This window comes from Kosakonia sacchari SP1, from assembly GCF_000300455.3.
GTDB lineage: Bacteria > Pseudomonadota > Gammaproteobacteria > Enterobacterales > Enterobacteriaceae > Kosakonia > Kosakonia sacchari.
The window spans coordinates 1,116,439-1,140,820 of record NZ_CP007215.2; the positions used below are offsets into that span (position 1 = coordinate 1,116,439).

23 protein-coding genes and 2 pseudogenes are annotated in these 24,382 nt (G+C 54.6%); 8 read left to right on the forward strand and 17 right to left on the reverse strand.

The window, feature by feature from the left end; genetic code table 11:
* Positions 1–3: 3 nt before the first annotated feature.
* Positions 4–330: a DUF883 domain-containing protein gene (locus C813_RS28305; RefSeq protein ID WP_017459337.1), complete on the reverse strand. Its 327-nt coding sequence runs from the start codon at positions 328–330 to the stop codon at positions 4–6.
* Between the two features lie 162 nt (positions 331–492).
* Here C813_RS28305 and C813_RS28310 point away from each other — a divergent pair, with 162 nt between their 5' ends.
* A complete protein-coding gene (locus C813_RS28310; protein ID WP_017459338.1) occupies positions 493–837 on the forward strand; it encodes a DUF2002 family protein in 345 nt (114 codons plus the stop codon).
* A gap of 32 nt (positions 838–869) precedes the next feature.
* Here the strand turns inward: C813_RS28310 and alaE are convergent, their stop codons facing one another.
* Together alaE and C813_RS28320 are read right to left on the reverse strand one after the other, a co-directional pair.
* Positions 870–1,319, reverse strand: a complete 450-nt coding sequence (gene alaE / locus C813_RS28315; protein WP_017459339.1) for an L-alanine exporter AlaE — start codon at positions 1,317–1,319, stop codon at positions 870–872.
* Between the two features lie 450 nt (positions 1,320–1,769).
* Complete coding sequence (locus tag C813_RS28320) at positions 1,770–1,949, reverse strand: hypothetical protein (RefSeq protein ID WP_017459340.1); 180 nt, start codon at positions 1,947–1,949, stop codon at positions 1,770–1,772.
* A 179-nt stretch (positions 1,950–2,128) separates the two neighbouring features.
* Between C813_RS28320 and C813_RS28325 the strand changes: the two genes are divergently transcribed.
* Together C813_RS28325 and C813_RS28330 are read left to right on the forward strand one after the other, a co-directional pair.
* On the forward strand, positions 2,129–2,287 hold the full coding sequence (locus tag C813_RS28325) for a YqaE/Pmp3 family membrane protein (protein WP_017459341.1): 159 nt from the start codon (positions 2,129–2,131) through the stop codon (positions 2,285–2,287).
* Positions 2,288–2,438: 151 nt separating this feature from the next.
* Positions 2,439–3,320, forward strand: coding sequence for a hypothetical protein (locus C813_RS28330; RefSeq protein ID WP_017459342.1), 882 nt, complete (start codon positions 2,439–2,441; stop codon positions 3,318–3,320).
* 80 nt (positions 3,321–3,400) lie between these two features.
* On the opposite strand, the gene tcp is transcribed toward C813_RS28330, so the two are convergent.
* The 5 genes from tcp to C813_RS28355 all read right to left on the reverse strand — a co-directional run bounded on the left by tcp (position 3,401) and on the right by C813_RS28355 (position 8,158).
* Entirely contained in the window at positions 3,401–5,065 is a 1,665-nt protein-coding gene (tcp, locus tag C813_RS28335) for a methyl-accepting chemotaxis citrate transducer (protein WP_017459343.1), read from the reverse strand.
* A gap of 132 nt (positions 5,066–5,197) precedes the next feature.
* Positions 5,198–6,619: a DNA cytosine methyltransferase gene (locus C813_RS28340; protein WP_017459344.1), complete on the reverse strand. Its 1,422-nt coding sequence runs from the start codon at positions 6,617–6,619 to the stop codon at positions 5,198–5,200.
* A 75-nt stretch (positions 6,620–6,694) separates the two neighbouring features.
* Positions 6,695–7,237: an RNA 2'-phosphotransferase gene (locus tag C813_RS28345; RefSeq protein ID WP_017459345.1), complete on the reverse strand. Its 543-nt coding sequence runs from the start codon at positions 7,235–7,237 to the stop codon at positions 6,695–6,697.
* An 82-nt stretch (positions 7,238–7,319) separates the two neighbouring features.
* On the reverse strand, positions 7,320–7,844 hold the full coding sequence (locus tag C813_RS28350; RefSeq protein ID WP_017459346.1) for a rhodanese family protein: 525 nt from the start codon (positions 7,842–7,844) through the stop codon (positions 7,320–7,322).
* A gap of 2 nt (positions 7,845–7,846) precedes the next feature.
* Positions 7,847–8,158, reverse strand: coding sequence for an ArsR/SmtB family transcription factor (locus C813_RS28355; protein ID WP_017459347.1), 312 nt, complete (start codon positions 8,156–8,158; stop codon positions 7,847–7,849).
* Positions 8,159–8,311: 153 nt separating this feature from the next.
* Between C813_RS28355 and C813_RS28360 the strand changes: the two genes are divergently transcribed.
* Positions 8,312–9,583: a lipase family protein gene (locus tag C813_RS28360; RefSeq protein ID WP_017459348.1), complete on the forward strand. Its 1,272-nt coding sequence runs from the start codon at positions 8,312–8,314 to the stop codon at positions 9,581–9,583.
* Between the two features lie 226 nt (positions 9,584–9,809).
* Here the strand turns inward: C813_RS28360 and C813_RS28365 are convergent.
* The 5 genes and pseudogenes from C813_RS28365 to C813_RS28385 form a co-directional block, all read right to left on the reverse strand.
* Positions 9,810–10,814 (reverse strand): annotated as a pseudogene (locus tag C813_RS28365) (substrate-binding domain-containing protein); the annotation flags it as partial.
* 29 nt (positions 10,815–10,843) lie between these two features.
* The gene (locus C813_RS28370) at positions 10,844–12,253 is read right to left on the reverse strand and encodes a sucrose-6-phosphate hydrolase (RefSeq protein WP_017459351.1); all 1,410 of its coding nucleotides are present in this window, start codon (positions 12,251–12,253) and stop codon (positions 10,844–10,846) included.
* The gene (locus C813_RS28375; protein ID WP_017459352.1) at positions 12,253–13,623 is read right to left on the reverse strand and encodes a sucrose-specific PTS transporter subunit IIBC; all 1,371 of its coding nucleotides are present in this window, start codon (positions 13,621–13,623) and stop codon (positions 12,253–12,255) included. The genes C813_RS28370 and C813_RS28375 overlap by 1 nt, the downstream gene beginning before the upstream one ends.
* Before the next feature lie 67 nt (positions 13,624–13,690).
* The gene (locus C813_RS28380) at positions 13,691–15,208 is read right to left on the reverse strand and encodes a carbohydrate porin (RefSeq protein WP_017459353.1); all 1,518 of its coding nucleotides are present in this window, start codon (positions 15,206–15,208) and stop codon (positions 13,691–13,693) included.
* Positions 15,209–15,371: 163 nt separating this feature from the next.
* Positions 15,372–16,298: an aminoimidazole riboside kinase gene (locus tag C813_RS28385; protein ID WP_017459354.1), complete on the reverse strand. Its 927-nt coding sequence runs from the start codon at positions 16,296–16,298 to the stop codon at positions 15,372–15,374.
* A gap of 442 nt (positions 16,299–16,740) precedes the next feature.
* Between C813_RS28385 and C813_RS28390 the strand changes: the two genes are divergently transcribed.
* The 3 genes from C813_RS28390 to hdeA are packed head-to-tail and all read left to right on the forward strand — an operon-like array spanning position 16,741 to position 20,044.
* Positions 16,741–18,126 carry a glutamate decarboxylase gene (locus tag C813_RS28390; protein WP_017459355.1) on the forward strand — a complete coding sequence of 462 codons (1,386 nt, stop codon included), beginning with the start codon at positions 16,741–16,743 and terminating at the stop codon, positions 18,124–18,126.
* A gap of 35 nt (positions 18,127–18,161) precedes the next feature.
* Positions 18,162–19,688 (forward strand): glutamate:gamma-aminobutyrate antiporter, encoded by a 1,527-nt coding sequence (gadC, locus tag C813_RS28395; RefSeq protein ID WP_017459356.1) that lies wholly within the window; start codon positions 18,162–18,164, stop codon positions 19,686–19,688.
* 41 nt (positions 19,689–19,729) lie between these two features.
* Complete coding sequence (gene hdeA, locus C813_RS28400; RefSeq protein WP_017459357.1) at positions 19,730–20,044, forward strand: acid-activated periplasmic chaperone HdeA; 315 nt, start codon at positions 19,730–19,732, stop codon at positions 20,042–20,044.
* Between the two features lie 51 nt (positions 20,045–20,095).
* Here the strand turns inward: hdeA and phnE (C813_RS28405) are convergent, their stop codons facing one another.
* The 4 genes and pseudogenes from phnE (C813_RS28405) to phnC form a co-directional block, all read right to left on the reverse strand.
* Positions 20,096–20,977 carry a phosphonate ABC transporter, permease protein PhnE gene (gene phnE, locus C813_RS28405; RefSeq protein WP_017459358.1) on the reverse strand — a complete coding sequence of 294 codons (882 nt, stop codon included), beginning with the start codon at positions 20,975–20,977 and terminating at the stop codon, positions 20,096–20,098.
* Position 20,978: 1 nt separating this feature from the next.
* Positions 20,979–21,845 (reverse strand): annotated as a pseudogene (gene phnE / locus C813_RS28410) (phosphonate ABC transporter, permease protein PhnE); the annotation flags it as partial.
* An 82-nt stretch (positions 21,846–21,927) separates the two neighbouring features.
* Positions 21,928–22,869: a phosphonate ABC transporter substrate-binding protein gene (gene phnD, locus C813_RS28415; RefSeq protein ID WP_017459360.1), complete on the reverse strand. Its 942-nt coding sequence runs from the start codon at positions 22,867–22,869 to the stop codon at positions 21,928–21,930.
* 35 nt (positions 22,870–22,904) lie between these two features.
* Positions 22,905–23,747 (reverse strand): phosphonate ABC transporter ATP-binding protein, encoded by an 843-nt coding sequence (phnC, locus tag C813_RS28420; protein ID WP_017459361.1) that lies wholly within the window; start codon positions 23,745–23,747, stop codon positions 22,905–22,907.
* 231 nt (positions 23,748–23,978) lie between these two features.
* Between phnC and C813_RS28425 the strand changes: the two genes are divergently transcribed.
* Entirely contained in the window at positions 23,979–24,350 is a 372-nt protein-coding gene (locus tag C813_RS28425) for a DUF3592 domain-containing protein (protein ID WP_017459362.1), read from the forward strand.
* Positions 24,351–24,382 lie beyond the last annotated feature (32 nt).

Here is a 24,382-nt window from a genome sequence, read left to right on the forward strand (position 1 = left end):
CCGTTAGCGGCGCAAGCTCAGCAGCGCGCCAAGAAAAATACCGACCGCGGCGGCGGCGCCAACGCTGCACCAGGGTTTGTCTTTCACAAACGTATCGGCACAACCCACGGCATCTCTCGCCGCTTGTTGCACACGGCTGCGACCATGCATGCGTGCGCGGGTCTCTTTCAGTAAGGCCTGTGCTTTACGGCGGGCGCTTTCCGCTTCGTCTTTCGCGTCGCTCCCCCAGGATTTCAGCACGGCTTCGAGGCTATCAGCGAGCTGGTTAACATCGTGGTTAATATCCTCAACACCTTCATCTACGTCACGGCGATTCGGTCTGTTAAACATAGGATCCTCCCTCGTTTTCGATGTGAATTTTAGTTTAGACCATAATTTTTAAGGCCAGACGGCAATCACGCCTTTCAGGTTCGTTTGTGGAATTTTCTGAGTCACGGTCCATGCTCAGTCATGTAAGGTGGCGAGGCTTTGGAAAGATGACGAGGAAAATCTATGTATTTAAGACCCGATGAAGTGGCGCGCGTGCTGGAAAAAGTGGGATTCACCATGGATGTGGCCACGCCGAAAACCTATGGTTATCGCCGTGGCGAAAATTATGTGTATGTTAACCGCGAAGCGCGTATGGGACGCACGGCGCTGGTGATTCACCCCACGTTGAAAGAACGCAGTTCGTCGCTCGCGGAACCCGCCTCGGACATCAAACTGTGCGATCACTACCAGAATTTCCCGCTCTACTTCGGCGGCGATGCGCAGGAGCATTACGGCATTCCGCACGGCTTTAGCTCGCGCGTGGCGCTGGAAAAATTTATTACGGGATTATTTGGCGAAGCGCATTAAAAAGGCGGCAGACCAAAGCCTGCCGCCCGCCATCAGGCCTTGGCCTGATGGTAGTTGCTCACCCGGAACAGGCGGCGGCAATAATCGAGGAAGTAACCGTATACTGCGCCCATCATCATCGACAGCACAATATTGGAGCTGACCGCGGCGACAATCTGGTGCCAGTCGGCACCGACTCCCCACAAAATGGCGACATACACCGGTGACTGAAAGGTCACGTAGGCCAGCACATCGGCGAGATTCTTCATCCAGCCAGACGGGCTAATACGGCGGGCGTAACGCATAAACGCATCGCGGTACATACCATAAGGCCAGGCGATAATAATGTTCACCGGGATAGCCACCAGCCGCGATGAAAGTGACTGTTCAAAGCTCATTCCGGAGAGAAATATTTCAATCAACATGTTCACTACCGAACAGTAGACAACCATAGCAAAGGTGTCCGCAGCGGCGTGACGCAGGCGAGACTGCGAAGAGAACATGGTGGTGCTCCTTGATAATCAATAAACGGGCAAATGAACGGTCGTGTTAGCGTTTTACAACGGCTGGCTTGATGTGTGTAGATTATCTATCTGCATTGAAACTCACAACTAGCGATAAATTTTTATTTTCTTTTCTTTGTTGGATAAAGTGCTCTGCATTTGCGTGAATTTTACGCATTTCATTATTTTTGTTGGGACGGTCATTAAATTCATTAAATATCAAAGCGTTATTTTTGATATGTGATGTGACGCACTCATTAACAGGTAAGCGCATGCCCCTGTTTTAGTGCGCTATGCTTCCGGGGGAGAAATAAAACCGTGGGCAGCATTTTTTATGCTAATTAAGCGTGAATGGTAGTGTTTAGTGCTGAAATTGAGGTTGCTTGTTTATGCGGTTTTTTTGAATAGAACTGAATTTTTAAGCGGTGGGAGAACGCCCACCGCCACCGATTAGCAGACGCCAAAATCACCGTCTTCTTTATACAGAGAGACATCTTCCGCTTTCAGCGTGATTTTTGCTGCCTGCTCGTCATGGGCCGGAACCACGACAATCTGATCCTGATGGACTTCCAGTACTTTCAGTTTTGGCCCGCCAATGCGTGGCTGCACAATATCGCCGACAGAAAACATGTTTTGCTCCTTTTGTAATGAGTTTGTGAAGATAAACATAGCCTGAACGTCCGCCAGGGTACAGCGTAAAAGAGGGTAAACACGGCCAGTGAAAGTGGCAGCTGCAGGCAAAGTGGCTAATCTTTAAGGGATTGTCTTTCTTTTCAATCAACTGGAATGACGTTGCACAGGAGGTTTATATGGGTTTTTGGCGAGTTGTATTTACCATTATTCTGCCGCCGCTGGGCGTGCTGCTTGGCAAAGGCTTTGGTTGGGCATTTATCATTAACATCCTGCTTACACTGCTGGGCTATTTCCCTGGCCTGATCCACGCGTTTTGGGTGCAAACCCGCAATTAACTCCTGTCGGGCGGGTCTCCGCCCATTATTAAAACTCACCTGATGACATCCCAATTTATAGTGGTTTTGCGTGAATTTTGCGCAAAACAGTAAAGAACACCCGCGGCGTCGACGATAACCGACTGATGAACGTCAATTCTATGGAGAAGATATGAGCATTCAGGATGTCGGTTCGTCTGCCGCGTTGCAGACGTTACCCGAAATACGTCAGTCAAAAACCATCACTTTTGCTGGAAAAGAGATCGTCACGGAAAGCTCAATTTCCGTCAACATTTCAGCAGAAGCGCTGGCAAAGGGCATGGAAGGGCGCACTGCGCCAACCAAAGAAGAGGCGGAAAAGCGGGCGCAGGCAATGGCGGTGGTTCGTAATGCCAACATGGCCACTTATGCGCGTGGGCCAAGTCTCGCCAGCGAGTTCTATTCCGATCCGCAAAGCGCGGGTGACGCGGTGAAGTTTATCGATTTTTTCCAGCACTCGACCGTTAACCCTGATGACATGGCCGCCGCGTTACATCAGGCGCTCGTCTCACCGCAAGCGAGCGGTGATTACACGACCAGCGCGATGGATCTGTCGATGACCCAGGCGAAGCTCAATGACGTGGTGTCAAAGTACATCTCTGCTGATTATCAGCAGCAGGCCAGCGCGTTTGTCGCCAGTTTTATTGCCGAAAAAGCCGATCAGGCCGATCAGATGAACCGCGCGGTGCTGACGCAGGCGTCGAATCTCGCACAAAGCCTGGGCAATACGGCACAAGCCAGGCAACATCAGCAAGCGATTGATCAACTGAGCGCGGGTACACATGCCTCCCAGACGGTACGCCATCAAATGCTGAGTATCACCGCCCGCGGTACTGACAGCGATAGCTGGTTCACGCAGTTTAATCAGTCAGTGGACAATAGCGGAACGCTGCCGTTTATGCGTGATATCGAGAAAAACCACATCAGCGCGCTACAGCAGCAGTGGCAGCAGTTTGCGGTCTTTTTGCAGACGGCAAAACAGAGTGATGCAGCGCAAGAGCGTGGCAATCAGTAACCGCGACAGCGATGTAAACGGCATCGTGAAAGGAAGAAAAGCCAGCGCGACAAGCATATCGCGCTGGCTTTTTGCGGGGGTTAGAACGTTTCCCAGTTGTTGTCACTACTTGATGGCGCTGCGGTAGCGACCGGGCGCAACGGCGTAGCTTGCGGTTTGCCCGGTTTTGCATTCAGTAGCGCGTTGTGTCCGTTAACACGGAACACGGCAACTGCCTGGCGCAACTGCTCGGCTTGCTGCTCAAGCGCAGCGGAAGCAGCGGCGGATTCCTGCACCAGCGCGGCGTTCTGCTGGGTTACGCTGTCCATCTGCGATACCGCAAGGCTCACCTGTTCAATTCCCTTGCTCTGTTCTTCAGAGGCGGAGGCGATTTCGCCCATGATATCCGTCACGCGTGTAACGGCATTGACGATCTCTTTCATCGTATCGCCCGCTTCCGCAACCTGCGTGGTACCCGAGTTCACCCGGTTCACAGAGTTATCAATCAGGGTTTTGATCTCTTTCGCCGCCTGCGCACTGCGGCTTGCCAGCGTACGGACTTCGCCTGCCACCACCGCAAAACCCCGGCCCTGCTCACCGGCACGCGCCGCTTCGACCGCCGCGTTGAGCGCGAGAATATTAGTCTGGAAGGCAATACCGTCGATCACGCTGGTGATATGGGCGATTTGCTGCGAACTGTCGGAAATTTCGCTCATCGTGCGCACCACGTTATTCACCACTTCGCCACCGCGTGCGGCGGTATCGGAGGCGTTTTTCGCCAGATGCGATGCCTGACGAGCGTTATCGGTGTTCTGTTTCACCGTTGCCGTTAACTGTTCCATGCTGGCGGCGGTCTCTTCCAGCGAAGCGGCTTGTTGCTCGGTACGCGACGAGAGATCGTTGTTGCCAGTGGAGATTTCGCTGGCGCCGGTGTAAATCGAATCGGAACTGTTGCGCACCGCGCTGACCGTTTTCACCAGCGATGTTTGCATTTCATGTAAACCGGCGGCGAGTTGGCTCATTTCGTTACGCCCTTCAGCCGAAATGCTCATCGTCAAATCACCCCCGGCGATAGCGCGAATATGCCCCATCACGCTGTGCAGCGGGCGCAGAAGCAAGTGCTGGAGACCCAGCCAGATAACGGTCATTACCGCAATTACCACCAACAAAATCACGCCCAGCGTCCACTGCATGCTGGTAAAACTGCTCTGGTTTTGCTGTGCGGCGGCTTGCAGGAAGGTGTTATTTTCCGCCCGCCATTTGGCGTAGCTGGCGTCCATATCATCCTGCGCTTGCTGCGCGTCGAGGTTGCCATAAGCCTCGTAGTTATTGGCGCGCAGGAAAGCGATCGACTGCTGCAACACATCGTGCATTTTGGTGATGTTTTGCGCCACTTCGTCGGCTAATGCAGCGTCCTGCCCGGCAACGCGCGGCGTGCTTTTGTAGTTGTTGAAATACCCTTCAGATTTACCCAGCGAATCTGCCGCCGTAGTGAGCAGCTTTTCAATGCTGGCCAGCGACGCCGGATCGCGCTGGTTTTTCAAAAAGCGGATTGCCACGCGGGTAACGGTAACGCGTGTTTTGATAAGCGTGTTCACGCTGTCGCCAAGATTTTCTTGCTGTGCGTTCAGCACGCCAGTGTTCTGAAAGTTGACCCTGTCGTTATTGACCGCCGAGTAGAAAAGACCCCCAGTAACCAGTTGAAGAAGACAAAATACTGAAAGAGCAATAATGATGCCTGTAATAACCCGTATATTTTTAAGCATGGCCATAGTCCGTGAAAGAGTCGGGATTGCACCACTAATATCGACCTGGCCAGCATTAACTTTATGATCACTTTTTAAACACTTAAATAAGACTTAAATAAGTACCGGCGCCTTGCATGCCGGGAAAGTGTTTTAGATTTTTTTGCGGCGTTTTACGGCGAGAGCAATACGGGGTTCCAGCAGTTTTGCCACGGCGGCGAAGACGGGAACGACAACCGAGTTACCAAACTGGCGATAGGCTTGCGTATCGGAAACCGGAATGCGAAACGGTTTTTCGCCCACTTTTTCAAACCCCATCAAACGCGCACATTCATGCGGTGTCAGCCGTCGTGGGCGACGCGCCTGATTTTCCGCGTTGGCAAAATCAGTTTCACCGAGCGCTTTATCCCAGCCGCGATCGATAAGAATTTCTGATCCATCTTTGTGATAACGCGCCGAAAGGGTGCGTGCGACGCTATCAGCGCGGGTTGGATCAACCAGCCCGAAGCCAAAACCATTGCCTTTCGCGGCGTGCTTTTTCGCGTAGCGATAGAGATAATCCCACAGCTTATGCGACAACACATATTTGCTGTCGACGGTCGGCTCCAGTAGCTCACCGAATGCGGGCCGTTTTGTCGGATAAAAACGGTCGATATCGCGCAGGGTAAAACCCTCGGCGAGGTCTAAATCGCGGCGAAAACCCACCAGCACAATGCGCTCGCGGTGCTGGGGTAAAAAGTGTTTGCCATCGATAATTTTCGGATCGTCTTTGCCGTTTAGCGCGGCGTCAGCCACGTCATAGCCCAGTTCATCCAGCGTATTCATAATCACGCTGAAGGTTTTGCCTTTGTCGTGGCTCTTTAAATTTTTAACGTTTTCCAGCACGAAGATGGCCGGGCGGCGGGCTTTGATAATGCGCGCCACATCGAAAAACAGCGTGCCCTGCGCTTCGCACTCAAATCCGTGCGCGCGGCCCATGGCGTTCTTTTTACTGACACCCGCAAGGCTAAAGGGCTGGCAGGGAAAACCGGCGAGCAGAACATCATGGTCAGGGATCGTTGCGGCGATATGCGCGTAGGCATCGGCTTCGGAAACGTTCGGATTGCCGCTCAGCGTCACTTCGCGAATATCCTGATTGAAGGTATGCGTGGCGTGATCGTTATACCAGTTAGCTTTATAGGTGCGTACCGCGTTTTTATTCCATTCACTGGTGAACACGCATTGCCCGCCAATGGCTTCAAACCCGCTGCGAATACCGCCGATACCGGCGAAGAGATCGATAAAGCGAAAACGGTAGTTCGGATGATGAGCGGGCGGGGAGGGCAGCAAGCTGCGCAGCAGCGCCTCTTCGGCGGCGGTGAACCTTCTCGGATTGCCTTTACCGTTGACCCAGCGGTTGAGCGATTCGCGGCTCCACTCGGCTTTACCCGCTTTTTTTAACTGCTCCGCCACATATTTCTGGCCGTAAATTTCCAGCACCTGATCCAGTAGTACCCGGTCCCGTTCCTGCTGTCGCTGCTGGTCAGTATCTGCCTGCGCCAGCAGATCCTGCGCAAGTGAATCAAATTCCGCCATGACGTCTCCTTGGGGTTAGGCCCTGAAATATATCACTCATTTGACCCAGAGGATAATCGGCAGGTGCGGGGATTTTTACTGCGCAATAAACGAAGGCGGTACTGATTCGGTGAGCCACACGCCGTTATCAGCTTGATAGAAAACAAAGCCCTGCGTCTGCATCTCGCCTGCGTTAACTCGCAGCACCACCGGTTTCCCATGGCGCTGGCCAACTGTCGTTGCTGTGACTTCATCGGCGGATAAATGCACATACTGGCGCGATTTTGCTTCGAGCCCCTGCGCCAGAATATCGTCAAGGAAGCGGGTTGCCGTGCCGTGATAAAGCGTTTCTGGCGGCGCTTTCGGTTGATAGGAAATATTAACCTGCGCGGTGGAATGCCCCTGCGCGGCGCGGATTGATGCACCATCGGCAGATAAGGTGAAGCGCTTTTTATCGCTGGTCTCGACAATCTGGCGGATCAGCTCGTGGGTAAACGTATAACCTTGTGATGCTGCACCCGCGATCAGCGCGTCGATATTCACCCAGCCTTCCGCATCCAGCGTCAACCCAATTGCCTGGGGTTCATGGCGTAAGACATAGCTTAAAAACTTGCTCATCTCACTCTGTTTTTTGTCCATCAATGACTCTCCGTTTGAAAGCGCCATTATCTGGCGACTTTTCTGTGTGGGCAATTACCCACTTCTGGCGGCGCAAACCTGTCTAACTGCGGTTCCACGGCATCTTCGCCAACAGCAGCGCCATGCCGCACCAGCCACTCAGACCCGCAAACAGCAAACCCGCGCCAACAAAACCCGACAGCAGGAAGAAATTGGGGTGAAGTGCAAAACCGAGCACCACACCGAGCAGGATCAGGCTGCCTGCCACAATCTGCACCTGCTGCATCAGCGGGCGCGGCTGACGTTTATCCTGCACCGTCGGCAGCTTTTCGCGTTTCCAGTTATTAAGTCCTCCGTCGAGGATCATGACTTTTGCGGGCGCAGCCGCGCGCACTAATGCGTCGGCGTTTTGTTGCGTGCGCATGCCGGACTGGCAATGGAAAATAACCGTTTGGTCCGGCGAAATTTGCGTAACGGTTTGCCCGGCAAGCACGTCGTCCAGCGGCAGGGAAACCGCGTCGGGTAAATGTTCACGACGAAATTCATCCGCCTGGCGAATATCAACAATCAGCGCGCCGTTTTGCTGCTGCGCACTGGCTTCTTTTGGGCTGACGAGGGTGTACTGCATGGTTATATCTCCGGGCAATAAATGGTTTTCAGCGTATGAACCAGCGTTCGGATCGCAGGCGCTTTAATGAAGTAGTTCACCCGCTGCGCCTGGCGCTGGCTTTCGATCAACCCTTCCTCTTTCATCCGTGCCAGATGCTGCGACGTGGCGGAAGGGCTAAGGCCTGTTACGGCGCTTAACTCCCCGGCGGATGTACCGGGCGCGTCGCACAGCATGCAGAGGATCAGTAAACGATGCGGGTTACTCATCGCTTTCAGTAGAGCAGACGCTTTCTCGGCCTGCGCTTGCAGTAAGGTGATATCGGAACTGGTCATTGTATTTTAGTATTTTCTAAATTTAGGCAACTCTAAAATAATTGGCGTGGAGAAAGCAACCTGTATGAATAAATTACTCACACTTTCGGTTTGAATTCTTGCCGCCAACTCCGTTTACTGACGGCTAACATCCCGCTATCTATGGAGAAAAACGTGAAAGTTCGCCGCCATCTCAACTGTGCGATTTGCGCCCTTACCATGTGGGTCAACGGCGCGAACGCCTGGAGCAACGCGCTGCCGGTTGGGCCTGCGGCAGGTGATCAAACACTTTCGCCGTTTTATATCTGGGATGGCGCGTTACCCGATAAACCCGGCGTGATGCTGCGTGAAGAGCCGATTCCCGGTCAGCCTGACATTACCGATGCCAGCCAGATCGCGCGCATTCTTTATACCTCGCAGGATAAACGCTGGAATGCTGGCATCGTGCCGGTCAGCGGTACGCTGTGGTTGCCGAAAGGGCGCGCGCCAAAAGGCGGCTGGCCGCTTGTTGCCTGGGCGCACGGCACGCTGGGCGTTGCCGATAGCTGTGCGCCTTCCTGGACTAACCCGCCCCCGCGGGATGCGCACTATATCAATCAGTGGCTGAAGCACGGTTTTGCTGTCGTCGCCACCGATTACCAGGGGCTGGGTGGGCCAGGCCCGCACCCATACATGAACTGGGAAGCCGAAGGGCGTTCGGTGCTGGACAGCGTGCGCGCTGCGCTTAAGAGCACGTCGCAACTGGCAAATAATCTGGTGATCAGCGGTCAGTCGCAAGGCTCCGGCGCATCGCTTGGCGCCAGCCTGCTCGCGCCGGATTACGCGCCGGAACTCAAGCTGCGCGCGACAATAGCCACCGGTGTGGTTGCCACTTTTCCGGACGGTCCGATAAAACCGGGGCCTGCGCGGCCAGGGCAGCGCGATCCCGCCCGCTTTACGCTGCTGCGCATCATTGGCGGTTCATTGCCGGACGGCGCACCGGCTGCTGAAAAATGGGTGACGGATAAAGGCACAAAGATGCTGGCGCTCGCCAGAACATCCTGTATGCCGGAACTGGGGCGTTACGAGCGGCGGGAAAAACTCACGGGTGACACGGTATTTGTGGGCGGCACGAAACAGGTGGAGTCAGCATTGCTTGCGGTAACGGATATGCCGGTGAAAACTTTTCCCGCCCCGCTGTTTACCGCGACCGGGCTTGCCGATCACACGTTGTCGCCACATCACCAGTACGCCGCCATCGCCGCGCTCTGCGCGGGTGGCAATGCGGTGGAGTGGAAGACCTACCCCGGCATTACGCATAACGGTGTGGTTAACGTTGCTTTCGACGATGAGCTGAAATTTGTGCGCGGCGTGATGGAAAATGCCCCGCAGCCCAACAGTTGTGGTTCGTTACAGGCTCCGGGGAAATTGCAGCAGCCATTAGAGGGCGTGCCGTTTAACCGATAACACACCGGGCAAGCCGTACACTCTCTGCCTAAAAAGGCAGCAGGTAAAAGGGAGATGTCGGTGCCAGCCGATGTCGCACCGCCAGGCCACGGTTGTCGATAACCGACACCGACGGGGTTTTGCTGAACAGTGATGTGCTCATTATTCTCTCCTGTTTGTGTGATGCAGCCAGTAAGGCTGCATGATTAAAAATAGAGCAAACAGGAGAGGGATGATTCTTATGAAGCGGGTGGCGAAAGCGCAGCGTTGCGGGCAGCACACGCTGCGGTGAAGCCGGTTCATTGCCTTCTATCATCTGGGTGATGATATCAAAGCAGTCCTGCGCGAGGCGCGGGACATTCTGCTCAACCGTATCAATCGGCAGCGTCAGCGAATCGTATAAATAGTGATCGTCGAAGCTGGCGATATGAATATCGCTCTCCAGCATATGGTGCTGGCTCATATAACGCAGAACCCCTTCCAGCAGGCCGCAGGCGGCGGTGAACAGCGCTTTGGGCGGGCGGCCCAGTTTTGCGCACAAGGCGGCAAACATCTCATAACCGCTGCTCGGATGGTAATTACCGTGAATAATCCACTCCGGGCGCGGCGTAACGCCGGCGCGCTCCAGCCCTTGCATAAACCCGGCAAGGCGGTCTTTGGTGGGCGACAGGCGCGGTTGTCCGCCAAGAAAGTAGACTTCATCCGGGTTGGCGCGCGCCAGCCGTTCGACCAGATCGGCGGTCGGCGTCAGCGAATCGGTGATCACTAACGGCAACAGCGTGTCATTGATATGGCGATCAAACAGCACCACTGGCAACTGCTCGCTGAGCTTCACATAGTCGGCGTCGTTTTGCATGCTGGAGGCGACAATTAGCCCGTCCACCTGGCGCGCAACCAGGTTGTTGACCACCACCGTTTCCTGGCTGGCGTTTTCGTCGGTACAGGAGATAAGCAGTTGCAAACCGGCTTCGCGGCAGAGATTTTCCAGCTCGTGAGAAAAAACAGCGAAACCGTAGTTGGTGATTTCCGGCACCACCAGCCCCAGCGTATGGCTGCGGTTTTCACGCAGCAGGCGGGCGTGAATGCTGGGCTGGTAATGATGCTGCTGGGCGATGGCCTGTACGCGATCGCGCGTCTCCTGCGCCACGCGCAGCTCTTTACCGCGGCCGTTAAGCACCAGGCTGGCGGTGGCTTTCGACACACCCGCCAGCGCGGCGATATCACTGATGGTAACGCGTTTTGTTTTTCTCACGGTTGTGCATCGGTTAAGGAAACAAGCACTTATTCTACCATGCAAGCACGTAACGACCAGTAGCTGGCCTGCACTTCTGCGTCTCCCGTCAGGGTTATTTGTGCCGGATGAACCGGGAAGTAGCGGCTGCTCATCACCCCTTCGCCATCATTGATAAAGATCTCTATGCTTGAGTGGTCGCAAAGGATCTGCAACTTATGCGCGCATCCGTTCCAGTACCGGTACAGCCATGCGCCGTTCTCCAGGCTGCGGCGTGAAAGTCGCAGTTCATCGTGATGCCATTCGAGGATCAGCGTATCGGCGAAATTCAGCGTTACGCCACCTGTACTTTCCAGTACCAGTTCCAGACGTTGCGCATCCAGCGCGGGCATCTTGTGCGCCACGCCGCGATACTGTTGCTGTTCACCGCGCAGCGCCTGCAACTCATTGACGGGTTGCTGGTAGAGTTTTCCATTGCGCGAGGTCAGCTCGCGCAGGCAGGTCATCTGGTGGAGCCAACCATTGGCAATGGTCGGCTGGCGCATCTCTTCGCCGTCCGGCACGCCCATCCAGCCCACCAGCAGGCGGCGTCCGTCGGCGCTGAGCGTAGTTTGCGGGGCATAAAACTCAAACCCGGCGTCCAGTTCGTGAAAGTCACCGTGCTGGTAGCTTGCAGTGGCGTAGTCGAGCTGACCGCTTAAATAAGCGCTTGGGTAAGTGTTCAGATAGCGCTTCTCTTCGCGCGCCAGGCCTTGTGGGCAGCAGACTAAAAACGTACTGCCGTTAAGCGTGAACATGTCGGGGCACTCCCACATGTAACCCGCGTCACCCAGCCCGCCCAGCCCGCTACCGGCGATTTCGCCAAGGTTTTGCCAGTTCCACAAGTTTTCGGAACGCAGCAGTAAAACTTTGCCCTGTAATTGCAGATCCTGCGCGCCCAGCACCATGTACCAGTAGTCGCCGTGGCGCCACACCTTCGGGTCGCGAACGTGACCGGTGTAGCCGTGCGGCAGGGGGATCGCAGGGCCGAGCTTGTCGAAGCCGCCTGCGTTGTTTTGCACCGCCAGGCATTGCCACGCGGTGCGCGTGCCATCGTCAAATTTGACATTGCCGGTATAACAAAGCGTCAGGACGCCATTGTTATCAACAGCGCTGCCGGAATAACAACCGCTGCGGTCGTACTCTTCATCAGGCATCAATGCGATAGGTTCATGCTGCCAGTGCACTAAGTCCTCTGAACTCCAGTGCGCCCAGCATTTGTGTAAATGCTGGCAGCCCAGCGCATTCCACTGGTAGAACAGGTGGTAGCGCCCGGCAAAGTGGATAAACCCATTCGGATCGTTGAGCAGCCCGGTAGTCGGTGCCAGGTGCCAGCCAGGGTAGCGGCTGTCATTCAGCGCCTTCGGTTGACCTTTCATCACCGCCTGTAAAATGGCGGGTAGCAGCGGTTGTGAAGCCATTATTCAGAGTCCGTTTTGTATTTCAGCAGGTAAGAGATAACAAAGGCGACGCTAAAGGCGATAGCCATGCCGATAATATAATTCAGCAGCGAGCTGGCCTGCACAATCGCCATCCCTGGTAGGCCGGTCAGGCCAACCGCCGTCATATAAACATGCACCGACACCACCCACGCACCGCCGACCGCGCCGCCGATAAGCGCAGCGATAAACGGTTTTACAAAGCGCAGGTTGATACCGAAAATTGCCGCCTCGGTAATGCCGAGCAGGGCGGAGAACGCCGAGGGCAGGGTAATCGCTTTAATCTTCGCGTCTTTGGTTTTAAACCATACCGCCAGACATGCGCCGCCCTGGGCGACGTTTGCCATCGCCCAAATCGGCAGCAGGAAGTTAACGCCAATCGACGGGTTACCCAACAGCCCGGCTTCAATGGCATGGAAGCTGTGATGTACGCCGGTAATGACAATCACCGAATACAAGCCGCCGAACAGCAAACCGGCCAGCCATCCGGCATGGGTGATAAGCGTACTGAGCACAAAGGAGATGCCATCGCCGAGCGCGCGACCCGCCGGGCCGATAATCAGCATCGCGACAAAGCCGGAAATAATCACTGTCAGGAACGGCGTGAGGATCAGATCCAGCGCATCCGGGATCACGCGGCGCAGTTGTTTTTCCAGCAGGCTCATAAACCACACCGCCAGCAGCACCGGGAAGACTGTCCCCTGGTAGCCGATCATCGCCACTTCAATGCCGAAGAAATTCATGGTGTGGAAGCCAGCCGCCACGCCCCAGGCGTTGGTCAGCGCCGGGTGGGTCAGAATGCCGCCGAGCGTTGCACCAAGGTACGGGTTACCGCCAAATTCGCGCGCGGCGGTAAAGCCAATCAGGATCGGCAGAATGATAAACGCCGCCGAGCTGAACATGTCGAGCATGATATAGAGCGCGTTGTCGGCGTTCACCCAGCCGTAGGTTTTCACCATCCCCAGCAGGCCCATCAGCAGACCGGAGGCGACGATCGCCGGAATAATCGGCACGAAAATGTTGGAGAGCAAACGGGCGATACGCTGGAACGGATTCAGTTTACGCGCGGCAATATCCGCCGCTTCTGATTTGCTGGTTTCGCTGATCCCGGCTTCGGCAATAAACGCGGCGTAAACTTTATTCACTACGCCTGTGCCAAAGATAATCTGCAACTGACCGGCGTTACGAAAGCACCCCTTTACGCCGTCGACTTTGCCAATCGCGGCAGTGTCCGCTTTGGCATCTTCCACCAGCACCAGACGCAAGCGTGTCGCGCAGTGCGCGGCGCTGGCAATATTGTCCTTGCCTCCCAGTAGCGGCAGTAGCGACCGGGAAATTTGTGCAAAATCCATAAAAACCTCTGTTTTATCGTTTTTGTGGGACTAACCGGCAAAAGTGGCCCCCGAAGGAGCCGTTTCATCAGAACCAGGTTTCCATTTGTACGCCGAAGTTCCATTCGCCGCCGGCCTTGAAACCGTCGCTGCCAAAGGCATCGGAGCTCGCATATTTATCCAGACGATGATCCCAGTCCATCCAGGTGGCGAACAGGCGGATTTCCGGGCGTTTAAGGAATTCACCCACATCGCTGGCTTTCAGCGTTGGAGCGACGGTAAGTTTGTAGAAGTTACCGCTAACCGCGTTGCGGCTGTTGTAACCTTCCGGGCGCAGATCCATGTACTGATAGCTGCCTTCATACTGCATTTCGAAGTTTTCGGTAAAGCCCTGAATCAGACGTACGTTGGCGGTAGCCCATTGATAACTGTCGCCTTTGACATAGCGATCTTTGCTGGTCTGCGCCAGCAGTGCCGGGGCAATGTGCCAGCCGCCGCCGAGCGGCGTAATGCCGTAGCTGGCAAGACGCCAGGTGTTGGCTTCCGGCAGCAGCGCGCCGTCGGAACCGATCGATTTCACTTCCGCACCCAGGCCGTGACCATACAGCAATGCGGTTTTCGCTGAGCCTTCGCGCAGGCCGTAGAAGCTATCGTTATGCAGGCCGAGCAGGGCATGTACACCAGTGTTCGCCGCATCGCTCTTTACTTTGTTGCCATCGAGATCGAGGCGGTCGTCGTTATCTTTGGCACGCATGCCGCTCACCATCAACTGCACCGGGCCGTAGAAGTTATTCAGCGAGAGAATGTAGTTCTGCGCGGTGTTTTCGCTGTTTTCGATATCACCGAAAGTACGCCCGTAAATCGAGACGTTGCTGTGCGCGTTGTCGCTCCATTTCATGTCGTAAACACCCGCGCCGGTTCCGGCGAGGAATACCACATCGGAGTCGATCCAGTGGATGTCGAAATTGTCGCGATCAAAGCGTTTACCGGCCCAGACGGTGGAGTCTTTAAACGCGCCGCTAAAGCTTGGCAGATGGCCGATTTCAGTAAACGCCTGGCGCAGGTTGAGATCGCTTGAGGAGGCTGTCCAGTCGTTATAGGTGCGCTGCCCGTCGGCGAGCATCACTTTAAAGCGCGTGGTCGCACCGTTCGCCAGCGTCTGTTTATGCTCAAGGTTCATCTCAACATAAGTATCCGGCTCATTCCCCAGACGACCAACGTGACCGCCGGTTTCTCCGGCTGGCGTCACCGTTGGGCCACCCTGCGTTTTGGCGGCCGAGTTGTTCATCAGCAGGCCAGAGCGGGCGTAGCCGTGGAACTCAAACCCGCCTTCGTCAGCGGCTTTTTGTTCCAGTTTGGCGATACGCTGCTCAACCGGTGCGGTGGCAGTCTGGTTTTTTTGCTGGGCGGCGGCCAGCTGTTGTGCCTGTTTTTCGGCGGCCTGCGCACGGTTTTCGGCGGCGTTAGCGCGTTGTTCTGCGGCTTGCAGGCGCTGTTCCAGTGCGGCGAGACGCGCTTCAATGCTGCTCATGCCGGGGTCGGCAGCGTGAGCGGCACCGGTACTTAATATCAAACCAAGGGTTACGGCGAGCGTGCTTTTTTTCATCTTTTTGCATCCCTAAGGAAGAGCCATCATCACAGAGTTATTTTGCTAAACCGGTTTAGGCTTCGAATCATAATCAAGCCCATTTTCTCGGCGCAATGAAATTTGCTAAACCGGTTTAGTGATTGTGAGACGGCTCGCAAAACGAAGCGGCAAGCCCGCCAAATCAGCGGCATTGTTCCAGAAGCTGGTGGTGATACGGCAGGGCGGTCATCGCACCTTTGGCGGTGGTCGCCAGCGCACCGCAGATCTGCGCGCTGGCAAGCCGCGCGGACAACTGCGCTTCACAGTCCGGCAGGCCGTGTTCCGCCAGCCCCCACAACAGCCCGGCGACAAAGGCGTCGCCTGCGCCAGTGGTATCGACGCTCACCACCGGCAACGTGGGGTAGTGGAAAATTTTGCCGCTGTGCCAGGCGGTCACGCCCGCTTTTCCTTGTGTCACCAACAGCAAGCTGATGGCATAACGCGTCGCCATGGCTTGCATGCTTGCTTCCATCTGCGTGGAACCGGAAAAAAACGCCAGCTCCTCTTCAGACAGTTTCACCACATCAGCCAGCGTTAAGGCCTGGCTCAGGCAGCGGCGAAGCTGCGTGGCATCTTCCCAGAGATCCTGTCGGATATTGGGATCGAAGCTGACAAAGCCGCCCGCGCTGCGTACCCGCTGCATGGCAGAAAAGGTGGTGGATCGCGACGGTTCTGCCGCCAGCGCAATTGAGCAGCAGTGTAGCCATTCGCCGCGCTGGAATGCTGGCAGGTCGCTTTCGGTAAGAAACAGGTCGGCGCTCGGGCGTACCATAAAGGTAAACGAACGTTCACCGTCATCGTCCAGCGCTACCACCACCGTGGAGGTGCGCTGCGCCGGATCGGCGCGCATAAACGCGGTGTCGACCTGTTCTGTGGACAGTGTTTGTTGCATAAAACGACCAAACGGATCGTCACCGACGCGGCCGATAAACCCGCTATTTCCCTGCAACCGCGCAACCCCGACCGCAACATTCGCCGGGGCGCCACCGGGACACTGCATTAAATGACCCGGTGCTTCCGGCAGTAAATCCACCACGGCATCGCCCAGACACCAGACTCTGGCTGACATGCTTTTCTCCTGACAAATAGTATTGCTAAAAATTAACTAAAACGGTTTAGCAAATCAATGGCGTTTTGCCAGTTCAACGATTTTTAACTCTTGTTATGGGGGCGAATTCTGTGCGGAACATAAAAGATATATCAGATAAAGAGGGTCATATGCAGTCGAAAAATTACGATTTGCAGCCATATAAGATCTGAATTCATCTCATAAAATATAAATTAAGGAAATCAGAGTGGTTATTTATATCAGCGAGTTACCTGTTCCTGTAAATAAATATGTATTTCGCTTGTTAATGTTTTTTTCTTTTAAAATCAGCTTAATAGTGTGCCGTTTTTATTCATTTAATGATTGGGTAAGGAAATTCCATTGGTTTGAAAAAATAAAAGGCAGGGTTTATAGCTTTCTCAGACATAACGAATGAGCAAATGCACCCATAAGGAGAGGGCACATGGATGGGCAATACCCTGGCATAGATGATATTTACGCCTCACTGGAATTATCTTCGTCCCTGGAAAAACACCACTTCCCCGCTAAAGAACGGGATCCGCGCAATGTCTTTGCCGCAGTACACGACGAATTGATGCTTGACGGTAACTCACGACAAAATCTGGCAACGTTCTGCCAGACATGGGTCGATGATGAAATTCGCACATTGATGGATTTGTCTATCGACAAAAACATGATCGATAAAGACGAATACCCGCAAACGGCTGAAATTGAGTCTCGCTGTGTACATATGCTGGCCGATTTATGGCACTCGCCGGAGGCGGAAAACACGCTCGGCTGCTCGACAATTGGTTCATCTGAAGCGGCAATGCTCGGCGGTCTGGCGCTGAAATGGCGCTGGCGGAAAAAACAAGCTGCTGCAGGCAAACCTACCGACAAACCGAACCTGATTTGCGGGCCAGTGCAAATCTGCTGGCACAAATTTGCACGCTATTTTGATGTTGAGCTGCGCGAAATTCCCCTGCAAGGCCAGCGGTTAGTGATGAACGCCGAAGAGGTGATCAAACGGGTTGATGAAAACACCATTGGCGTTGTTCCGACGATGGGCGTCACCTTCTCATGCCAGTATGAGCCGGTAAAAGCGGTGCATGATGCGCTGGATAATCTGCAACAGGAAACCGGCCTTGATATTCCCATCCATGTTGACGGTGCCAGCGGCGGGTTTCTGGCGCCGTTTTGCGCGCCGGATATTCAGTGGGACTTTCGCCTGCCACGGGTGAAATCGATTAATGCCTCTGGCCATAAATTCGGTCTTGCACCGCTGGGCGCCGGTTGGGTCGTATGGCGCGAGGCCGCCGATTTACCGGAAGAACTGATTTTTAATGTTAACTACCTCGGCGGCAACATGCCGACGTTCGCTCTCAACTTTTCACGACCTGGCGGGCAGGTTATTGCCCAGTATTACAATTTCCTGCGTCTGGGGCGGGAAGGTTACACGAAAATTCATCACGCCTGTTACCAGACAGCGCAGTATCTGGCGCGGGAAATCGACAAGCTTGGGCCGTTCAAAATCCTGTTCGATGGCGACAGTCAGCAAGGCATTCCCGCACTGGCGTGGACGCTGCGCACCGAGCGCGCCATTGGCGGATACACCCTTTATGACCTTGCCGATCGCCTGCGCAGCCGTGGCTGGCAGGTGCCCGCCTATTCAATGCCAGCCCATCGCGAAGATTTGGTTATCCAGAGGGTGCTGGTGCGCCACGGCGTAAGCCACGATCTCGCCAGCTTGCTGGTGGACGATATTAAGCGCGCACTTGACTACTTTTCCCGCCATCCGGTCATCAACCCGCTCAGCGCGGAAGAAGCCAGTGGTTTTAATCACGCCTGAGGCCCGAAAAGTCCCGTTATGAAAGGAGGAGTGCCATGGAGGCGGTGAACAAAAGCGTTCCGGCTAAGTCATTATCCATGATGGGTTTTTTTGCGATCACCGCATCCATGGTGATGGCGGTGTATGAATACCCGACGTTTGCGACATCGGGTTTCAGTCTGGTTTTTTTCTTATTACTGGGCGGCATCTTATGGTTTATCCCGGTTGGCCTGTGTGCGGCTGAAATGGCCACGGTTGAGGGCTGGGAAGAGGGCGGGATCTTCACCTGGGTATCAAAAACGTTGGGAGAACGCTGGGGGTTTGCGGCAATTTCATTTGGTTATCTGCAAATCGCGATCGGTTTTATCCCGATGCTCTACTTCGTGCTGGGCGCGCTGGCGTATATCCTTGACTGGCCAGCGCTGAACAGCGATCCGCTGACGAAAACCATCGCCGCGTTAATCATTCTGTGGGCGCTGGCGTTTACCCAGTTTGGCGGCACGAAATATACCGCGCAAATCGCCAAACTGGGCTTCTTCGGCGGCATCCTGCTGCCTGCTGCTATCCTCGTGGTGCTGGCCATCGCGTACCTCCTCAGCGGCGCGCCGCTGGCCATCACTTTTGATATGTCGACGTTTGTCCCGGATTTCACCCAGCTCGGCACGCTGGTGGTCTTTGTGGCGTTCATTCTGAGTTATATGGGTGTCGAGGCGTCGGCTACACATGTTAACGAAATGAACAACCCAGGCCGTGACTATCCGCTGGCCATGATATTGCTGATGATCGCCGCGATTTGCCTCAGCTCAATTGGCGGCTTGTCTGTCGCGGCCGTGATCCCACATAACGAGATCAACCTTTCTGCCGGGGTCGTTCAAACTTTCAGCGTGTTAATTACCCATTACGGTGCCGGACTCGCCTGGGCCGTAAAAGTCATTGCGGCGCTGCTGGTGCTGGGCGTGTTGGCAGAGATCGCTTCATGGATTGTTGGCCCGTCTCGCGGCATGTATGTCACCGCGCAGCGAGGCATTCTGCCTGCGACATTCGCCCGGGTGAATAAAAATGGTGTGCCGGTAACCCTGGTGGTGAGCCAACTGTTGATGACATCTGTTGCGCTGGTGGTGCTCACCAATTCGGGTGGCGGGAGCAATATGTCCTTTTTGATTGCCCTGACGCTGACGGTGGTGATTTATCTGTGTAGCTATTTTTTATTGTTCCTAGGCTATATGCAGTTAATTCGCAAACAGCCACAGCTTAAGCGCACCTTTCATATTCCCGGCGCAAAAGGATTCCGGCTCGCGGTAGCGGTGCTGGGCTTTTTGGTGTCGCTGCTGGCCTTTATCGTCTCTTTTTATCCACCGGCCTCGATTGGCGGCGAAAGCGCCGACGAGAAGTACATCACGCTGCTGGTTATCTGTTTTGTGATTGTGCTGATCCTCCCCTTTCTGGTCTACGCGCTGCATGACAAGCGCGGCAAACAAGGCACTGTGACCCTGGTCGCCATCACCACTGATAATGCGCCGAAAGGACATTTCTTTATACATCCACGCGCGCGTTCACCGCATCATTTAGCCCCTAAGGAATAGCAGTTTTTTCAATGATATGAGTCATTAATAAGGAGAAGTGAATGAAAACAACCGTTAGCATCATCGTTGGCAGCTTGCTGCTGGTTTCTGCTGCGACACAGGCAGCAGATAAAGGTAAACCCGTGAATAGCTGGACATGTGAGGATTTTCTCGCGCTGAAAGCCTCTTTCCAGCCAACTGCCATCGGCATTGCTGAAGCCTTAAACAGTAAGGACAAACCTGAAGAAGCGGTGGTGGATGTTCAGGGGATTGAAACGGTGACGCCCGCCGTGATTGAAGCCTGCAAACAAGACAAACAAGCCACGTTCAAAAGCAAAGTGGAGGGCGAGTGGGACAAACTAAAAAAGGATATGTGAACGCGAAAATTTATTATGGCTAACCTGCCGGGGCATTGAGGCCCCGGCATCTTACTCCGGCTTAAACAGCGGCACTGTTTTGCCGGTAATATAGCGTCGGCGCAGCCAGGCCGACGCGCTATCCATTAGCATCACTACCATCACCAGAATCACGGTGATAAACATCACCACATCCCAGTTCCACAGCCGCATATTCTCGGCGTAAATCAAACCAATCCCGCCCGCGCCAACAAAACCGAGCACTGCTGCCGAGCGGGTGTTGGACTCAATTTGATACAGGCTCAGTGCCAGAAATGTCGGGAAAGATTGGGTAAAGGTGCTGAAGCGGTGTTTCTGCAGGCCACCCGCGCCCACGGCGGTTAAGCCGCGCCCTGGCGAGCGATCCACCGCTTCGTGGCTTTCGGCGTACAGCCGACCGAGCAGGCCGGTGTCCTGCATGATGATCGCCAGCACCCCGGCAAGCGGCCCAAGCCCGACGGCGCGCACAAAAATCAGCCCCCAGATCGCCATATCAATGCCGCGCAGCATATCGAACAGGCGGCGCACGAAAAAGGCGATAACGCCCGCAAGGCCGCCTTTCATGATGTTGCGCGCGGCAAAAAACGACAACAACAGCGCGAATAGTGTGGCGGTCGTTGTGCCGGCAAAGACAATCGCCAGCGTAATGCCAATCTGCGTGAAGTAGTAGCCAAACGGCCAGTTGAGAAAATCGTGCCAGACGAACATGCGCAAAATATAGCGGCCGATCTGCTGCATGCCGGTCAGCGCCTGTTCAGCAGGAATGCCGAACTGCATAAAGAACCACACGTAATAGAGCAGCACAGCAAGGGCGATAAGCCCGAGGCGGCGCAGATAACGCCCCTGCGCCTGGAACAGTTTTCGGTTTAATTTGCGGCTCAATTCCACATTCGGTACGGCTTGCCAATTGGTCACTTTTTCCCTCCAGCACCCACTGGCGCAAGCGGCCAGAGAGCGTATCAAGCAAGAAAACGACGATAATAATCAGCAGCAGCGTGATGCTGACCTGATCGTAACGGTCGAGTTTGATGTTGGTCATCAGCTCCTGGCCGATGCCGCCTGCGCCAACCAGCCCAAGAATGGTCGAGGAGCGAAAGTTAATTTCAAGGCGCATAAAGCCATAAGAGAGAAAAATCGGTTTCACCTGCGGCCACAACGCGAAGCGAATGCGTTGCAGATGTGTCGCACCGCAGGAGGCCAGCCCGCGTACTGGTCTGTCATGCGTGCTCTCGACCGCTTCATAAAACAGCTTGGTCAAGCTGCCAACGGTGTGCAGCGCCAGCGCCAGAAAACCAGGGATCGCCCCGATACCAAACGCCATCACGAAGATCACCGCCCACGCCAGCTCCGGCATGGTGCGCAAAAAGGCGACCAGCGTACGCACGGCAAAGCGTACCGGCGGCGGAGACCAGGTGTTGCCCGCCGCCAGAAAGGCCAGCACGATAGTGATAGCGAATGAGACCAGTGTTGCGGCCAGCGCCAGTTGTAGGGTTTCCCAGATCAGCGGGAGCTGGATCGGCAAGCGGTAACCCCAGTACGCCAGCGAGCCTTTGGTGTGGCTGTCGGCAAACAGCACTGGCCAGTGCAGCGTTGGCACCGTTTCCAGCATGTAATCCATAAAGTTCGGCAGCGAATGCCAGATGGTGGCGAGATTGAATTCTGCTGCGTTACCGGCGGCGAAATAGAGCGCCAGCAGCACCAGCGACCAGGCGACGGTGTCGCGTTTCTGGCGCATTCTGATTTGCTGATAGTAGTGCTCGAACTGCGTATTCGACATGTTCATGCGTAGCGGGAGATCCTGTATGACCAGCGAATAAAAGCCCCTGGTTTTTACGCAGGGGCCGGAGAATCGATGCGGCGAAGGATTAACGTGCGCTAACCAGTTCGCGTTTCATTTCGATAATCTGTTTAAAGTCATCCACGCTGCCGGGACCGATATGCTGCGTACCGCCCATCGCTTTCACGAAGCAGGCGTGGTTATCGGTATCCAGTTTTTTAACCGCAGTAATCACTTTGGCTTTGAAATCCGCCGGCAGGCTGTTGCTCACCAGAATCGGGCCGTTCGGGATCAGCGGCGATTCCCAGATGATGCGGATCTCTTTCATCAGATTCGGGTGATCCATGCGGATCAGTCGGTTAAACGCCCCGACGCTGTAGCCGGTGTTGTAATCACCCACCATTGAAGTCCAGGTCACTGCGCCAGCGAACTGGCCGTTCAGCACGCCGAGGATGTCCTGCTCGTGACCACCGGAGAAGGTGACGCTGGAGAAGTAGTTGTTGTATTTATTGTCCGCGTTACCGCCAAACTTCTGTTTGAAGGCGTAGTTCGGGATCAGGTAACCGGAAGTGGAGTCCGGATCGGCGAAGCCAAACGCTTTGCCTTTCAGATCTTCCAGTTTTTTGTACGGGCTGTCGGCTTTCACAATCACCACCGAGTGGTAACCGCGCGACTTGTCTTTGTCGTCCACCGCGATACCGACGATATCCACGGCTTTCGGGTTATTGATATACACAGATGCGTAAGAAGAGGGCGACATGCTCAGCACCACATCGACTTTTCCGCCCAACAGACCCTGAATAACACCCGAATAGTCAGACGAGTTGCGCAGCTTGGTGTCCACGCTGAGTTCTTTATCCAGAAACTCTTTCACGCACTGGTTATCACCAATTTGTTGGGTTGCGTTCTGGCCGCCCAAAATCCCCAGATTTAATTCCTTCGGCTGCTCAGCGGCAGCCGCCTGCCATGCCAGCAGAAGTCCTGTCATCAATGCCGATAAACGTAATGCGCCAGAAATATGCTTTTTCATTGTCATTGCCTGTGTCGTCTCATTGGAAGGAATAATTAATGCAATTGACTGATTTCATCGCCATACAGCACCTGCAGCACGTCTTGCGTTAACCGGGAGGGATGACCGTCAAAAATAATCCGTCCCTGGGAAACGCCAATAACGCGGGTGCAATACTCTTTCACCAGCTCCACGGAGTGCAGGTTCACCATCACGCTGATGCCTTGCTCGCTCACTTCGCGTAATACGCCCATGATGCGCTGGGTATTTTTCGGATCCAGCGAAGCGACAGGTTCGTCCGCCAGTAAAAGGGAGGGGTTTTGAATCAGCGCGCGGCAAATGGCGACACGCTGCATCTGCCCGCCGGAAAGCGTTTCTGCACGCTGCAAGGCATGCGGCAGCATATTCAGCCACTCCAGCAAGGCGATTGCTTTGGCACGGTCTTCATCGGTAAAGACTTTAAACAGGGATTTCAGCGTCGATGTCTGGCTCAGTCTGCCGAGCAGCACATTGGTCAGCACGTCGAGGCGCGGTACCAGGCAGAAGTCCTGAAAAATCATGCCGCACTGGCTGCGCCACTGATTAAGCGAGCGACCTTTCAGATGCGTGACATCGCGCGGTGTACCTACTTCCGGGAAACTTAAAATCTCGCCAGAAGTGGCGCTGTGCGTACCATTAAGCACATGCAGCAACGTGGATTTCCCTGCGCCGGAGCGTCCAATCACACCCACCATCTCACCGCTGTGCAGATCAAAACTGATGTCGTGCAGCACGGTCTGGTGCGTATTATAGGCTTTGCGTAAGTTCTTCACGCTCAGCACCTTTTGCTTCGGCACGGTGTTTAATTGATGCCGAGACGAAAAGTGGTCTTCAGAGATTTCTGCCAACGCGCTGTTCATAAGTCTTCCGGATTTTTCATTAAACTGGCGACCATTAAGAGCACGGGTGATGATCGTTTTATGACGAAAAAGCGAACAAATAATGAACGTGGATGTTTGGCTTAGGTGACGCAATTAGGCCGAAGGGGTGAGCTGCCGGTAACGCGGGAGGGATTTTTCGGTCAGGATACCGTGTCGCATCCCTGCCAAAAAGCGTTAAAGTAAGCCGACTTTTCATCAGGAGGAAACCGCATGGCAAATATCCTGCACGGTGTTGCCCTTTTATGCATCGCCATTGTGGTGATATTCCTTATCTACAAAGTAACGCGCTGGATCCGCCAGCTATTTATCGAAGCTCATGTGATGAAACACGGCATCGGTGCGAATGCCGATATTATTGCGCTTAAGCGCACCAACTGGATGGACAGGCGCTCTGTCTATTGTGAACTGGTGTTGCGCTTCAGAACTCGCGAGGGGCAGGTGGTGCAGGCGAGCGTGTTTCAGTTCCTGGATAGCCGTGAAATTGTGCGCTTTGCCGAGGGCAACGGCACGACCGTGAAATATTCGCCGCAAAATCCAAAGCATATTGTGCTGTATGATCGTCCGCTGATTTTAGGTGACTAATATCCCTGTTATCGATCGGATAAGCGTTATAA

What these genes read in the sequence shown, in the direction of transcription:
- C813_RS28355 (WP_017459347.1), bottom strand. Translation starts at nt 8,158, where the DNA reads ATGACCAGTTCCGATATCACCTTACTGCAAGCGCAGGCCGAGAAAGCG.
- alaE (WP_017459339.1), bottom strand. Translation starts at nt 1,319, where the DNA reads ATGTTCTCTTCGCAGTCTCGCCTGCGTCACGCCGCTGCGGACACCTTT.
- tcp (WP_017459343.1), bottom strand. Translation starts at nt 5,065, where the DNA reads ATGCTTAAAAATATACGGGTTATTACAGGCATCATTATTGCTCTTTCA.
- C813_RS28310 (WP_017459338.1), top strand. Translation starts at nt 493, where the DNA reads ATGTATTTAAGACCCGATGAAGTGGCGCGCGTGCTGGAAAAAGTGGGA.
- C813_RS28375 (WP_017459352.1), bottom strand. Translation starts at nt 13,623, where the DNA reads ATGGATTTTGCACAAATTTCCCGGTCGCTACTGCCGCTACTGGGAGGC.
- C813_RS28330 (WP_017459342.1), top strand. Translation starts at nt 2,439, where the DNA reads ATGAGCATTCAGGATGTCGGTTCGTCTGCCGCGTTGCAGACGTTACCC.
- C813_RS28380 (WP_017459353.1), bottom strand. Translation starts at nt 15,208, where the DNA reads ATGAAAAAAAGCACGCTCGCCGTAACCCTTGGTTTGATATTAAGTACC.
- phnC (WP_017459361.1), bottom strand. Translation starts at nt 23,747, where the DNA reads ATGAACAGCGCGTTGGCAGAAATCTCTGAAGACCACTTTTCGTCTCGG.
- gadC (WP_017459356.1), top strand. Translation starts at nt 18,162, where the DNA reads ATGGAGGCGGTGAACAAAAGCGTTCCGGCTAAGTCATTATCCATGATG.
- C813_RS28320 (WP_017459340.1), bottom strand. Translation starts at nt 1,949, where the DNA reads ATGTTTTCTGTCGGCGATATTGTGCAGCCACGCATTGGCGGGCCAAAA.
- C813_RS28385 (WP_017459354.1), bottom strand. Translation starts at nt 16,298, where the DNA reads ATGTCAGCCAGAGTCTGGTGTCTGGGCGATGCCGTGGTGGATTTACTG.
- C813_RS28345 (WP_017459345.1), bottom strand. Translation starts at nt 7,237, where the DNA reads ATGGACAAAAAACAGAGTGAGATGAGCAAGTTTTTAAGCTATGTCTTA.
- C813_RS28305 (WP_017459337.1), bottom strand. Translation starts at nt 330, where the DNA reads ATGTTTAACAGACCGAATCGCCGTGACGTAGATGAAGGTGTTGAGGAT.
- C813_RS28370 (WP_017459351.1), bottom strand. Translation starts at nt 12,253, where the DNA reads ATGGCTTCACAACCGCTGCTACCCGCCATTTTACAGGCGGTGATGAAA.
- hdeA (WP_017459357.1), top strand. Translation starts at nt 19,730, where the DNA reads ATGAAAACAACCGTTAGCATCATCGTTGGCAGCTTGCTGCTGGTTTCT.
- C813_RS28425 (WP_017459362.1), top strand. Translation starts at nt 23,979, where the DNA reads ATGGCAAATATCCTGCACGGTGTTGCCCTTTTATGCATCGCCATTGTG.
- C813_RS28350 (WP_017459346.1), bottom strand. Translation starts at nt 7,844, where the DNA reads ATGCAGTACACCCTCGTCAGCCCAAAAGAAGCCAGTGCGCAGCAGCAA.
- C813_RS28325 (WP_017459341.1), top strand. Translation starts at nt 2,129, where the DNA reads ATGGGTTTTTGGCGAGTTGTATTTACCATTATTCTGCCGCCGCTGGGC.
- C813_RS28390 (WP_017459355.1), top strand. Translation starts at nt 16,741, where the DNA reads ATGGATGGGCAATACCCTGGCATAGATGATATTTACGCCTCACTGGAA.
- C813_RS28340 (WP_017459344.1), bottom strand. Translation starts at nt 6,619, where the DNA reads ATGGCGGAATTTGATTCACTTGCGCAGGATCTGCTGGCGCAGGCAGAT.
- phnD (WP_017459360.1), bottom strand. Translation starts at nt 22,869, where the DNA reads ATGAAAAAGCATATTTCTGGCGCATTACGTTTATCGGCATTGATGACA.